The organism is Desulfopila sp. IMCC35008 (genome assembly GCF_010646885.2).
Lineage (GTDB): Bacteria > Desulfobacterota > Desulfobulbia > Desulfobulbales > Desulfocapsaceae > Desulfopila.
This window is the reverse complement of record NZ_CP050700.1, coordinates 740,139-753,013: the sequence shown is the minus strand read 5'-3', so window position 1 is coordinate 753,013 and position 12,875 is coordinate 740,139. Positions and strand designations below refer to the sequence as shown.

The following is a 12,875-nucleotide window of genomic DNA, read 5'->3' as shown; positions in this document are numbered from 1 at the left end:
CTTTACAAATTCAGAGAGCGGGAGATCAGAAAACTCATCACACTGAGTCCAATGACCATATAAATCGCATATACCCGAACATAACCGACCTGAACAATCCTGAAGGCCTTGGCCAGCACATCGTATAACCAGACTGCCAGTTTGACGGGACCGTCCGTTACCCAGGGTTCGATATTCTTCCAGATCTTTTCCCCCAGGAACTGGTATGGAACCACAATCAGGTAGTGGTAAATCTCGTCGACAAAAAACTTATTGTAGGCAAAACTGGAAAGTCCACTGTAAACCGGCTCGTCCGCCTGCTTTTTGTAGAACTTATTGTACGCAAACCAGATACCTATACCAAAGGCGGCAATACTGGTGAGGATAGCTACAATCTCGAGGAATAAGCCACTGTGATGAACATCTGCAAGGCTCGGTGCCAGCCAGTGAGAAACGGCCAGATGCCCGCCGAATATTCCAGGTATATTCAGGTAACCGGCGAAAACAGCCCCTACTGCCAGGATGATAAGCGGGTATGTCATTACCTTCGGTGATTCCTGGGCGTGTTCATAGGCATGCTCATCCCTCGGCTGACCGTGAAAGACGACAAAAATCATCCGGAAAGTGTAGTAGGCGGTCATTCCGGCAACGAGTACTCCGACCATCCAGATACCTGTATGTCCGCTTGCAAGTGCTGAGTAAAGGATTTCATCCTTTGAAAAGAATCCTGAGAACGGCGGACAGCCCGCGAGTGCCAGGGCTCCAACCAACATGGTCCAGTAGGTTATCGGCATCTTTTTCTTCAATCCGCCCATCTTCCAGATATCCTGCTGATGATGCAGTGCATAGATAACCGAACCGGCTCCGAGAAAGAGCAGGGCCTTAAAGAAGGCATGAGTAAAGACATGAAAAATTCCAGCAGAGTACGCGGCGACACCGACACCAGCGAACATATACCCAAGCTGGCTAACCGTTGAATATGCTAGAATTTTTTTAATATCCCGCTGAAAACAACCAAATATAGCGGCCAATAATGCCGTCAGAATTCCCACCCAGGCAACAAGGTTCCCAACCTCGGGGACCGTCACATAGATAAAACTAAATCTGGCAACCATGTATACACCGGCCGTAACCATGGTTGCGGCATGGATAAGTGCCGAGACAGGTGTCGGACCGGCCATGGCATCGGGTAACCACACGTACAGCGGAATCTGGGCAGATTTACCGGTTGCACCGACAAAGAGCAGAAAGCATATTGTCGCAGCAATCGCAGGGGTAAGTCCACCAGCATTGGCTTTAAGTGACATGTAATCGAAACCGCCTGAACCGATCGCCCAGAACATAAAGGACATACCGAGAACAAAACCGAGATCACCGACCCGGTTAACAATAAAGGCTTTATTACCCGCCTTGACGTTATCTGAATCTTCACTGTAAAAGCTGATAAGCAGGTAAGAGCAGAGCCCGACGCCCTCCCAGCCAACAAACATGACGACCGGACCGCTGCCGAGTACCAGTATAAGCATGGACCCCAGGAACAGGTTCATGTAAGCGAAAAATTTGCCAAAATTCTCATCACCGGACATATACCCGATGGAGTAGATATGGATCAATGTTCCGATAAAAGTAACAAAAAGGAGCATTAATGAACTTAACGGATCAACCAGAAACCCCATGGGCACATTAAGATCACCGACCTGAATCCAGGTAAAGACGTTCTGAACCAGGTAATCCCCTTCTTCAGGCAAACCGGTGAGGTTGAAATACGCCCGCAAGGCCAGCAGAACGGTCAGAGCCGGCCCCACGCAACCGATAATCCCATAGACTTTTTCAGAAATGCGGCTGCCGGTACAGGTGGCCATATGCATGACCCCGAGAAGCAAGGCTCCCAGCAACGGCAACAGCGGAATATAAACGAGGTAAGAAACTGTATGTTCCATCGTGTCACCCTTTCAGCAGGCTGAAAACGTTAGTATCAAGGTTACCCTTATGCTTGTGCAGCAGAATAACCACCGCCAGGGCCAGAGCCGCTTCGGCAGCGGCTACCGCCATCACCATCAGCGCCAGAACATGACCATCCATATTCTCATGCAACCTTGAGAAGGCAACAAAGGCCAGGTTTGCCGCATTCAACATCAGCTCGATAGACATAAAGACGGTGAAGACGTTCCTTCTGGAAATAACACCGAGCACACCGAGGCTAAAAAGGATGATACTTAACGAGATATAATTCGAGATCACGCTTTGCCCTCCCTTTTTCCTGCCAGCACAACGGCACCAACTAGCGCCACGAGCAGCAGAATAGAGACAATTTCAAATGGCAGTAACCACTCCGTAAACAGCACTTTGCCAACCCCTTTCACACTGCCAAATTCTTCCCCTATGCCAGTTACAGCACCGTCGGGCAGGGTATTGGCTGCCTTAAGTAAAAAAAGCATGATGGGTGCGATGACTACACCGCCACCGGCAAAGTAAAGCCAGCGTCCAGATTCATCCGGAAGATCCTTCTCGCTAATATTTAAGAACATGATAATGAAAAGGATCAGTGACATGATTGCACCGGCATAGACGATAAGCTGGATGGCAAAAATCAGCTTCGCTGCAAGAAGCGCATACAATCCTGCCAGGGAGATCAGGGTGATAATAAAACTCATCGCCCCGTTCATCGGATGCTTAAGCATAACCAGCCCTGCAGCACCAACCACGGCAAGAAACGACAGGATAATAAAAAGTAACGTTGATACCATGGTATCAGCCCCCTCCTTTCTTGTATTCTTCTTCAGCGAAAGCACCTGGGGTGGCAAGCAGTTCATCCAGGCCTATAACCATCGATTCTCGCGAATCGCTCACTACCGAGAAAATACCTGTATCCATCCGAATCGCATCCATGGGACACGCTTCTACACAGTATCCGCAGTAGATACACTCGAGCAGGTCGATATCAAAACGTACCGGCAGTTTTTCTGTGCGCCCATCCGTTCTCTCTCCCGCTTCAATCATGATACAGTTGGATGGACAGTTCGTCTGACACATAAAACAGGCAACACATTTGACTGTTCCGTCCTCGTGGGCCGTCAACCTGTGACGACCGCGCCAGCGTACCGGAATCTCCGGTTGCACTTCTGGGTAATGACGAACGTACAGCCGGGAGTTGTCGAGCAGATTGCGCAGGAAATGCCCGAGGGTCACCGCCATACCCTTCATCACTTCAACAAGATACAGCTGCTCAAGGAAGGTTTTTCCCTTACGCTCTATGACTTTTACTTTTGCACTCATGGAATATCCCTCAGCCCAACGACACGACTATGGCGCTCGTAATAAAAATATTCAGCAGAGCCAGCGGCAGAAGCTTCTGCCAACCGAGTCTCTGCAGCTGATCGTAGCGGAATCGCGGTAATGTCCACCGCACCCATACGTACACAAAACACATCAGAAACGTCTTGAACAGGAAGGTGCCGATTTGCAGGCAGGCCACAAGAATCCGAGCCCCGGCTCCACCGGAAGAGAAAATCAAAAAACCAAGCAGGACAATCTCCAGCAGGATAACCACACTCCAGATCACCGCAGAATAAACCCGGACCTCCATCAACCGTGGATCGTTCGGTCTGGCATACTGGCTGCGGTTATTCTTCTTCATCCACTGAACGAAGTAGTAGACAGCAAACGGCATACCTATCATCAACAGTGTCACCAACGGTTTTGAATTATTCACCAGGGTCTCGGTAGAGAACCAGGGAATCTGGTAGCTGCCGAAATAAAGAGTGACAATAAGCGCTGAGGATACAAACATGGCAACATACTCACCCATAAAGAAGAGGGCGAATTTCATTGAACTGTATTCTACGTGAAAACCGGCAACGATCTCACTCTCACCTTCTGCCAGATCAAACGGTGTCCGGTTGGTTTCAGCAAAGGCCGCAACAATGAAGATCACCACACCAATTGGCTGAAGAACAACACCCCACATGGGAATAATCCCAAACAGTAATTGCCCCTGGAACTGAGCCATCTCACTCAGGTTGACGGTTGAGTAGATAGTCAGCAAGGCAACCAGAGCCAAACCCATAGGAATCTCATAGCTGATGACCTGGGCTGCAGCACGAAGACCACCGAGCACTCCGTATTTGTTATGGGATGACCAACCGGCCAGGATAATTCCGTAAACACCAAACCCAACCACAGCCAGAAACCAGAGGATACCTAGATCCATCGGTATTGCCTGCATCACATAGCTTTTATCACCAAGTATTAAGGTGTCCGCAAAGGGTACAACGGCAAAAGAGAGAATGGCCGTGATAAAAACCAGGGTCGGTGCAAGAATAAAGTAGAATTTATGCTTGATGTGCCCCGGCACCATATCTTCCTTAAAAATCAATTTTACGGCATCAGCAATATTCTGTATGAGTCCTCCCGCACGAAAACCCATAACATTACAGCGGTTTGGGCCGGCTCTATCCTGAAAAAATCCTGCTCCACGCCGCTCCATCCAGACCAGGACTGCGACAAAACAGAGGGGTACAAATGCACCGAAGGCTATCCTTATGAGGACGAGTAGTATATCAAGCAGTGACATGAGCTTCCTCGCTATCTGAAATAAGTTGCAGTCCCTGTTCGGGGATCTGGTCAGGATCCACGTCCGCCAATTCCTTCACCTGTGTCTTCATACCAGGCCACGCCTGGGCGTCATCCTTTACGGCCCCACCGAGCAGACGGGTGATTTCAACAATGTCTTTTGGCGGGCTGTTCTTTTTGACCGCCGGAACAAACTGTTGCAATACGTTGTCGACGTTAACAATCGATCCACCGTATTCACTAAACGAGGCAATAGGTAATGCAACCACGCTCCGGGCAACCAAATCGTTAACATGACTGGAAACAACCAGGATTTTCTTGCTTTCTACCTGCTCACGATAATCGGCCCCGCCTCCAAACCTGAACAGGTCGTTACGGAAACTGACAAGAAGATCACATTCTGCCAGAGCCTTAACAAATGACTCTTTATCCGTATCGATATCAAGAAGCTCAAGGCCTCTTCGATTTGCGGATTTATCATCTTGTATCAGGTAGTCATCACCGTCACCCGGTTTGATGTAAGAATCACTGAATCCTGAACACTGGGCACCGTACAGTGTGGCTACCCGCTTAACCGCCCACATCTGCTCAAGTGTGGCGTTGGGCGAGATCATAAACAGCGGTTTTCTGGCTGCCTTCAATTCATCCTGAATACGCTGGAGGGCTTCATCAAATTCGGTTTCTTTACCCTCTATCAGAGGATTCACAAGACGTCCCTCATTCTCACGATGGTAACTGAGCCGACCTTCATCACAGATAAAATAGCCGTTGACGAGGTCGTTCTGGCGAGCCCTGAAACGATAAATAATATCGTCCTTATACTTCTCCCGGTTATGGTCAATAAAGATATTACAGCCCTTGGAGCATCCATGACAGATGCCTTTTTCAGGGTTGAGAAACCAGACCCTCTGCTTAAACCGGAAATCCTTGCTGGTCATGGCCCCGACCGGACAGATATCGACAATATTGAGCGCGTATCTGTTATCAAGCGGTCGGCCCGGAAAGATAGTCACTCTGGCGTCGTCGGTTCGGTTAACGATACCCAACTCGCCTGTTTCGGTAATCTGCCGGGTAAAACGGACACACCTGCCACACAGCACACAACGTTCCTGGTCATGTACCACTCCGCAGCCAAAGTCCTTGTTTTTGCCTTTCTTCACCTGAGGCACCCGCATGCGGCTCTCTTCCAGGTCTACCTGCATGTAGTAATCCTGCAGCTTACACTCCCCCGCCTGATCACAGATCGGGCAATCGACCGGGTGATTGATAAGCTCAAGCTCCATCACATCACGCTGGATCTTCTTGATATGATCCGCATCCAAAAGAACCTTCATCCCCTCATGCGCCGGGGTCTTGCATGCGGGAACCAAAGGCGGTCTGCCGTCCTCAATTCCCACCAGACACATCCGGCAGTTGCCGTCGGCACCCAACGCAGGATGGTAACAGAGGTGCGGTATTTCGATCCCGACTGCACCAATGGCGTCAATCAGGTTCTTGCCTTTCTCAACCTCAACCTCTTCACCATTCACAAACAATTTCACCATTTCAGCCATGATCACCCCTATTCCTTACTGATTGGCATGGGCGGAAACATCATCGCGAACGTATGCTTCAAATTCATCGCGAAATTTATCCAGATAACTGCGAACCGGCATGGTGCAGGCAGCAGAGAGCACACAGACCGTTTTCATTTCAATATTGTCACAGAGTTCCCTCAACAGATCGATATCCTCGATGCTTCCCTCACCAGCAAGCAGTTTGCGGACGATCTTCAGCATCCAACCAAGTCCCTCACGGCAAGGCGTACACTGCCCGCATGATTCATGGTGGTAAAAGTAGATCAGATTTTCGACCAGTTTGACCATATCAACCGTCTCATCGAGAACCACGACACCACCGGAACCGAACATGGTGCCATGCTCTGCCATGGATTCATAATCGAGGGAGACGGTTTTGGCCTCGTCAACTGTGAGAACAGGTGTCGAACTGCCACCGGGGATGACACCTTTTAGTTTACGTCCTTTCCAAACCCCACCAGCAACCTGATTGATGACATCCATCATCGGCAAACCGAGTGGCAACTCGTACATTCCTGGTTTTTCGACATGACCGGAGATACCAAACAAATGCGTTCCCGGACTCTTATCAGTGCCATGGGCCGTGTAGGCATCCGCCCCGTTTTCCAAAATAAACGGCAGAGATGCGATGGTTTGCACATTGTTGATAATTGTCGGGCAGCCATATAAACCCTCGACTGCAGGAAACGGAGGTTTTGAGCGCGGCTGGCCCTTTTTACCTTCTATTGATTCAAGCAGTGCCGTCTCCTCACCACAAACATACGCTCCAGCACCTCGGTGGACCGTTACATCAATGCGAAAATCTTTACCGCAAACCTTTTCACCGAGATACCCTGCTTCGTAAGCTTCATCTATTGCCGCCTGGAGGATTTTCACCTGGCTGGTGTACTCACCTCGTATATATATATAGGCGTCGTGGCAGTCGATGGCCCAACAGCAGATAATGATACCCTCAATCATCATATGTGGATCACGAACCAGAATATAGCGATCCTTAAAGGTCGCGGGTTCCGATTCATCCGAGTTGACTGCAAGATACGTCGGTTTATCAAGCCCTTTGGGTAAGAATCCCCATTTGACGCCAGCTGGGAAACCTGCTCCACCGCGGCCCCTTAAACCAGATTTTTTGACTTCCTCGATAACCTCGACAGGTTCCATGGAAAACAGCTTGTCCAGGGTACCATACGCACCGTGCTTTTGGGCAACCTCGAGGGTATGGTTATCTTCGATATCAAACCGTGCACTGAGAATCTTTACTTCCATATCCATACGCCTCCTATTTCAGCGTGGCCAGAAGTGCTTTCATCTTGTCCACATCCATATTCTCGTGGAACTCACCGTTCACCTGTACAACCGGTGCGGTACCGCAATGACCGAGACACTCGACCTCTTCCAGGCTGTACAAACCGTCCTCGCTCACCTGATTCGGACGGATTCCGATTTCATCGGCCAGGAAATCTACAATCGCTTGTTTTTCCCGGAGCCAGCAAGAAAGTGTACGGCAAACACAGATATGAAATTTACCTTTGGGTTCAAGGTTGAACATGGTGTAAAAAGTGGCTGCCTCAAGCACCTTTACTGCAAAAGTCCCTATTCGGTCAGCAATATAGGCAATGGCCTCTGCGCTGATCCAACCTTCCTGCTCCTGGGTTAACCACAGCGCAGGAAGAATCATCGATTCCCGTGTTGGGTAACGCTTTATCAGTCGTTCAAATTCCGAGTCTCTTTCTTCATCAAAGGCAAACTCTTTTCCCGTTACAATCAATTCAGATCGGTCGCTCATCTGTCCAACTCCCCGCCGATAATGTTGATACTACCGAGGTTAATGACTGCATCGGCTATCATCTCGCCTTCCACCATCTCATGGAAGCCACCCATGATATAAAAACACGGCGGACGCACCTTCAGTTTATATGGCTTTCCGGATCCATCCGAGACGACGGTAAAGCCCAGCTCGCCATTTGCCGCTTCATAACTGTCGTACCATTCACCTGCAGGGACCTTGATCCCTTCGAATATCAATTTGAAATGGTTGGCCAGCCCTTCGATGTTGCCATAAACCTGATCCTTAGGTGGCAGGACCGCTTTGTGATCGTTAATAAACACCGGACCACCCGGAATCATCTTCATGGCCTGACGGATAATCTTGATAGACTCGAAAATTTCCTCAAACCGCACCATGATCCTGTCGTAAATATCACCCTGGGAACCAATCGGCACGTTGAAATCAAAAGCCTCGTAGTTGTAATACGGGTTGTCCTTACGAAGGTCGAACGGCACACCGCTTGCTCTCAGACAGGGCCCGGTATAGCCATAAGACAATGCAGTCTCAGCTGGGAGTACGCAAGCCCCCTGGGTCCGGTCATGGACAATACGGTTCTTTAATATGAGTGCCAGTGAATCGGAAACACCCTGCTCAATAGCCTTGAGCTGCGCTTCCATGTCATCTTCCCAGCCATCGTAAAAATCTCTATACATGCCGCCTATGCGGGTAAATGAGCTGGTCAGGCGGGCACCGGTCAATCGGCTTATAAGATCGTAGGAGGATTCTTTTTCGTTGTAAAGATACCAGTAGTTGGTCAAGCCACCCATGTCGACAAGGTTCGCTGCCAAACAGACCAAATGATCCTGAACCCTGAAAAACTCTGACAGGACAACCCGCATGAACTGAGCACGTTCGGTAATCTCAATCCCCATCCACGACTCAATCGCCTTCACATATCCTATATTGTTCATCAAGGCAGAACAGTAGTTCAGCCTGTCTGTGAGAGGTACGATCTGATTATACGATCTGTTTTCCGAGGTTTTCTCAAAACCTCTGTGCAAATATCCAATCTCATTCACATTGGCCAAAATGGACTCACCGTCGAGTGCCGTAAAGATTCTAATGGCACCGTGGGTCGCGGGATGAGAGGGGCCGAGATTTAGATACATTATCTCGGTGTTAATATCCTGCATGGTGGACTCATCAACACCTTTCGAAAGAAGTCGATTTTTTATCTCCACTTCCAGGGAGTACGTTTCGGTGCAGATCTGGCCATCTTCAATATTGTAATCTTTTCTCAGTGGGTGCCCTTCAAACTGCCAGTGATTGAGGATACGGCGTAGATCAGGATGCCCGATAAAATTAATACCATACTGGTCATACACTTCCCTCTCACCCCAATTGGCAGAATCCCAGAGGTGGGTGCATGTAGGTATTCCTTTGTCAGGGTCCTCTACCGGTGTCCGAACGGTCACCAGCATATTCTCCTCCCAATTGCGGAGGATATACACCACATAGAACCGGTAATCGCTTTTCTCCGGATAGTGGAGATAATCAATTGCGGTCATATCCACCAGCAAACCGAAATCGAGTTCAGGATACAGCTTGAGCCTCGATAATGTTTCTTCCAGTTTCTCAGGTGGGACGGTAACCTCTACGCAATCCAGAACTGTACGACACTCCAGGTCTGGAAATGCGGAACGGATCTTTTCAGTCGCAGTCGCATTCATATTCAGTCAAGGATCCCTTTAAAATCTTTATGTCGGTCGACGAGTATACTTTCTGTCTGGATCTGTTCCTGGATCTTGATAAGAGCATCCAACACAGCTTCCGGTCGCGGAGGACAGCCTGAGATGTAGACATCCACAGGAATAACCGTGTCAACTCCCTGAACCGTACAGTAGTTATCGTACACCCCGCCGGAACTTGCACACGCACCCATTGCCACAACCCACTTCGGTTCTGGCATCTGCTCATAGATTCTTTTAAGAATCGGGGCCTGTTTATAACTTATCGTTCCACAGACCAGCATCAGGTCTGCCTGCCTCGGTGAGAATCGAACAACCTCAGCACCGAAACGCGAGATATCATGCTGGGAGGCCGCCGCGCTCATAAACTCAATTGCACAACAGGCCGTACCAAAAACCATGGGCCAAAGGGAGTACTGTCGCCCCCAGTTAACAACCGCATCCAGCTGGGTGGTCAGTACCGTATCGCCCAGTCCTGCTTCCAATCCTAATGCCAATTGAGCACCCCTTTCTTTAAGATATAGATGAGGCCTGTAAGCAGCAGTAAAATAAAGACTACCATCTCCAGGAACCCGAACATACCGAGCTCACGAAGACTTACCGCCCACGGGTACATGAACACTGCTTCAATGTCGAAAATGAGGAAGAGAATTGCCAGAAGGTAAAACTTGACGCTGAACTTCTGGTCGGCCATACCAACTACGTGCTTGATGCCGCTTTCGTACGCGTCATTCTTGGCGACGCCCCCGGAGCGCGGACCAAACACCGCCGTAAGGAGCATGATTACCGGAATAATAACGGCGAGACTAAAGAAAATTGCTGCGGAAAGAACCAATTCTGCTGACATCTGAGTTCATCTCCTCTGACGTTCAACTACAATTTCGGGTTCAAAAAACACCTTCGATCTTTGGACTATTGTAGAGACCAATTACCAAGGAGAGGGGATTATTGTCAAGAAAAACAAATTGTCTTTACAGCTACTTACTACCACAATTTCTTTTAGGGTGTGCAAACATCACGAGTATAGTTGTGCATCTTGTTCCGAAACCAACCCTGATTCATTTTATTGATAGGGGTTCCCATTCCTACCAATTGGCCGCTTGGTAATAGATAAACACACATAAACTACTGATCATACATATGAAGCATTCAATAACTGAATGCTTCTTTTTAATTGGAAGAATTTCAAAGGCCACCTCCGGCTCAGTAGGCAGTGCCCACTTGGCACACCACCTCAGCCTTCATGCCGCCACTATCAATAACACATATATACATCCTAAGATTTCTTTATGACATTGCAGTACTTTCCGCACATTTACGATGCACAAGTGGCACGCTGTGACAATCCCTCTTAAATATTACGCTAACGTTAAAGTTAACTATGCAATTATCCGTACAATTACCATTTACTTCATGACGTTATGGAATTATCTGTACATAAACAATCAGAGTACTCGTAAAATATTCCTCATCTGGTCCTGTGGTCTGCTTTCTGACACAAATTACTGGTGTGACCAACTCTCCCAGTTAACTAAAAACCCTTGCATTGGCAGATTGAAATTGATAAGTAGAATACTCTCAAAGCCAGGTTTGAGGCAAAAACAGGGCCTTATAAGCAAAATGATGTTATTTTGGCGACCTCATCTTCAGGAGAGGAGCCAAGCAACAAACAGCGACCCCCCAAACAATGATCATGAACAAATATAATCTTCGTGTTGAGAAAATAGGTGGAACCTCTATGTCCAGGTTCCCGGAAATAATTGACAATGTAATCCTTCGCAAAAAGGACGACTGTTACGGAAGAATTTTTGTTGTTTCCGCTTATGCCGGTGTAACCAACGAGTTGCTCGAACATAAAAAAAGCAACAAGCCGGGGATCTATAAGCTTTTTGAAGAGCAGGAGAATTATCCCATAAGGATGCTGGCTCTTCGGGACCACCTTTTTGAACTGAACGCAGGGTTCAAGGACGTAGGTCTTGAAGTAGAAAAGGCCAACGACTTTATTGGCGACCGAATCGATCTGGCAATTAACATTCTCCGGTCCATGGACAACGTCCTTGCTTCCGGCTATGTCACCCGTCACGAATTACTCCTTGCCGCACGTGAACTGCTTGCCTCGCTGGGTGAAATGCATAGTGCCTATAACTCTGCCAACATCTTAAAAAACAAGGGCTACAATACCAACTTTGTTGACTTGAGTGGTTGGGAGGATGGCCGTCAACTCACCATTGATGACCGGATACGAAACAGCTTTGAGAACATCGACCCCTACGCGACCATGTGCTTTGCTACCGGATACACCAAGGGCACCGAAGGGATTATGCGTGAGTTCGACAGGGGGTATTCAGAGGTGACGTTTTCCAAGATTGCTGTCTTGCTCCACGCCTCAGAGGCAATTATCCACAAGGAATACCATCTCTGTTCCGGTGACCCGCTCATCGTCGGGGAGGAAGACGCCCATCCGGTATGCAATACAAATTATGACGTGGCTGACCAGTTAGCCGATGTCGGCATGGAAGCCATTCATCCAAAAGCATCTAAACCACTGGAAATTAATTCTATCCCCATCCGGGTAAAAAATGCCTTCGACCCGGACCATCCCGGCACCCTTATTACCATGGATTTTATTGCCCCGGAGTCCAAAGTTGAAATCGTTACCGGTTCAAATGCCGTCGCCTGCCTTGAAATCCATGACACCCGCATGGTTGGCGAAGTAGGCTTCGATCTCGGAATTATGGAAATCTTCGCTAAATACGGTGTCTCCTATATTAGTAAGGTAACAAACGCCAACACCATCGACCTTATCATCCTGGAAAAAGACTGTTCACCACACCTGATCGCTGAGCTCTCCGACAAGTTCGAGCATGTCTCCACAGCCAGACTCGCCATCGTCTGTGCTATCGGTTCAAATATAGGCCAGCCAGGCATCATGGCCAAAGCAGCCACCGCGCTCGCCAAGGACAACATTAACATCCTGGCGGTCTCCCAGACCTCCAGACAAACAAATATGCAGTTTATTGTTGAACGTGATCAGTTTGCCCAGGCGCAGCGCTCACTCCACTCCGCCCTCTGCATGTAGCGCCACCCACTTGCGAATTTCCTCTCACAACCGGTGAAACAGAAAGCTGTTGGACCGGTTGTGCCCTTATCCTCTCCATATACAATTATACACAACTGTATTTTCACACACATTCAAGGATATAATATACAACTATGTCCTTGCGCCACTCCTGA

12 protein-coding genes are annotated in these 12,875 nt (G+C 48.6%); 1 reads left to right on the top strand and 11 read right to left on the bottom strand.

The features are described 5' to 3' along the window. Positions 1–2: 2 nt before the first annotated feature. Genes nuoL through ndhC form a run of 11 tightly spaced genes read right to left on the bottom strand, consistent with a single transcriptional unit; the run spans position 3 to position 10,488 of the window. Positions 3–1,919, bottom strand: a complete 1,917-nt coding sequence (gene nuoL, locus GA520_RS03405; protein WP_163338084.1) for an NADH-quinone oxidoreductase subunit L — start codon at positions 1,917–1,919, stop codon at positions 3–5. Positions 1,920–1,923: 4 nt separating this feature from the next. Next, a complete protein-coding gene (gene nuoK, locus GA520_RS03400; RefSeq protein WP_163338085.1) occupies positions 1,924–2,220 on the bottom strand; it encodes an NADH-quinone oxidoreductase subunit NuoK in 297 nt (98 codons plus the stop codon). Continuing rightward, positions 2,217–2,726 (bottom strand): NADH-quinone oxidoreductase subunit J, encoded by a 510-nt coding sequence (locus tag GA520_RS03395; RefSeq protein WP_163338086.1) that lies wholly within the window; start codon positions 2,724–2,726, stop codon positions 2,217–2,219. Before GA520_RS03395 ends, nuoK begins: the two co-directional genes overlap by 4 nt. Positions 2,727–2,730: 4 nt before the next feature. Further along, positions 2,731–3,255, bottom strand: coding sequence for an NADH-quinone oxidoreductase subunit I (locus GA520_RS03390; protein ID WP_163338087.1), 525 nt, complete (start codon positions 3,253–3,255; stop codon positions 2,731–2,733). A gap of 10 nt (positions 3,256–3,265) precedes the next feature. Beyond that, complete coding sequence (locus GA520_RS03385; RefSeq protein ID WP_163338088.1) at positions 3,266–4,552, bottom strand: complex I subunit 1 family protein; 1,287 nt, start codon at positions 4,550–4,552, stop codon at positions 3,266–3,268. Continuing rightward, positions 4,539–6,104 carry a 2Fe-2S iron-sulfur cluster-binding protein gene (locus GA520_RS03380; RefSeq protein WP_163338089.1) on the bottom strand — a complete coding sequence of 522 codons (1,566 nt, stop codon included), beginning with the start codon at positions 6,102–6,104 and terminating at the stop codon, positions 4,539–4,541. Before GA520_RS03380 ends, GA520_RS03385 begins: the two co-directional genes overlap by 14 nt. A gap of 15 nt (positions 6,105–6,119) precedes the next feature. After that, positions 6,120–7,391 (bottom strand): NADH-quinone oxidoreductase subunit NuoF, encoded by a 1,272-nt coding sequence (nuoF, locus tag GA520_RS03375; protein ID WP_163338090.1) that lies wholly within the window; start codon positions 7,389–7,391, stop codon positions 6,120–6,122. Between the two features lie 13 nt (positions 7,392–7,404). Then, positions 7,405–7,911 carry an NAD(P)H-dependent oxidoreductase subunit E gene (nuoE, locus tag GA520_RS03370; protein WP_163338091.1) on the bottom strand — a complete coding sequence of 169 codons (507 nt, stop codon included), beginning with the start codon at positions 7,909–7,911 and terminating at the stop codon, positions 7,405–7,407. Then, a complete protein-coding gene (locus GA520_RS03365) occupies positions 7,908–9,623 on the bottom strand; it encodes an NADH-quinone oxidoreductase subunit D (RefSeq protein WP_163338092.1) in 1,716 nt (571 codons plus the stop codon). Before GA520_RS03365 ends, nuoE begins: the two co-directional genes overlap by 4 nt. A gap of 2 nt (positions 9,624–9,625) precedes the next feature. Then, complete coding sequence (locus GA520_RS03360) at positions 9,626–10,138, bottom strand: NADH-quinone oxidoreductase subunit NuoB (protein ID WP_163338093.1); 513 nt, start codon at positions 10,136–10,138, stop codon at positions 9,626–9,628. Continuing rightward, positions 10,129–10,488, bottom strand: a complete 360-nt coding sequence (gene ndhC / locus GA520_RS03355) for an NADH-quinone oxidoreductase subunit A (protein WP_163338094.1) — start codon at positions 10,486–10,488, stop codon at positions 10,129–10,131. The genes GA520_RS03360 and ndhC overlap by 10 nt, the downstream gene beginning before the upstream one ends. Positions 10,489–11,334: 846 nt before the next feature. On the opposite strand from ndhC, the gene GA520_RS03350 reads away from it, so the two are divergent. Continuing rightward, positions 11,335–12,720 carry an aspartate kinase gene (locus GA520_RS03350; RefSeq protein WP_163338095.1) on the top strand — a complete coding sequence of 462 codons (1,386 nt, stop codon included), beginning with the start codon at positions 11,335–11,337 and terminating at the stop codon, positions 12,718–12,720. Positions 12,721–12,875 lie beyond the last annotated feature (155 nt).

Excerpts from the sequence above, each read along its gene's own strand:
- GA520_RS03380 (WP_163338089.1), bottom strand. The coding sequence starts at position 6,104 with ATGGCTGAAATGGTGAAATTGTTTGTGAATGGTGAAGAGGTTGAGGTT.
- GA520_RS03390 (WP_163338087.1), bottom strand. The coding sequence starts at position 3,255 with ATGAGTGCAAAAGTAAAAGTCATAGAGCGTAAGGGAAAAACCTTCCTT.
- GA520_RS03385 (WP_163338088.1), bottom strand. The coding sequence starts at position 4,552 with ATGTCACTGCTTGATATACTACTCGTCCTCATAAGGATAGCCTTCGGT.
- nuoF (WP_163338090.1), bottom strand. The coding sequence starts at position 7,391 with ATGGAAGTAAAGATTCTCAGTGCACGGTTTGATATCGAAGATAACCAT.
- GA520_RS03350 (WP_163338095.1), top strand. The coding sequence starts at position 11,335 with ATGAACAAATATAATCTTCGTGTTGAGAAAATAGGTGGAACCTCTATG.
- GA520_RS03395 (WP_163338086.1), bottom strand. The coding sequence starts at position 2,726 with ATGGTATCAACGTTACTTTTTATTATCCTGTCGTTTCTTGCCGTGGTT.
- nuoE (WP_163338091.1), bottom strand. The coding sequence starts at position 7,911 with ATGAGCGACCGATCTGAATTGATTGTAACGGGAAAAGAGTTTGCCTTT.
- GA520_RS03365 (WP_163338092.1), bottom strand. The coding sequence starts at position 9,623 with ATGAATGCGACTGCGACTGAAAAGATCCGTTCCGCATTTCCAGACCTG.
- nuoL (WP_163338084.1), bottom strand. The coding sequence starts at position 1,919 with ATGGAACATACAGTTTCTTACCTCGTTTATATTCCGCTGTTGCCGTTG.
- ndhC (WP_163338094.1), bottom strand. The coding sequence starts at position 10,488 with ATGTCAGCAGAATTGGTTCTTTCCGCAGCAATTTTCTTTAGTCTCGCC.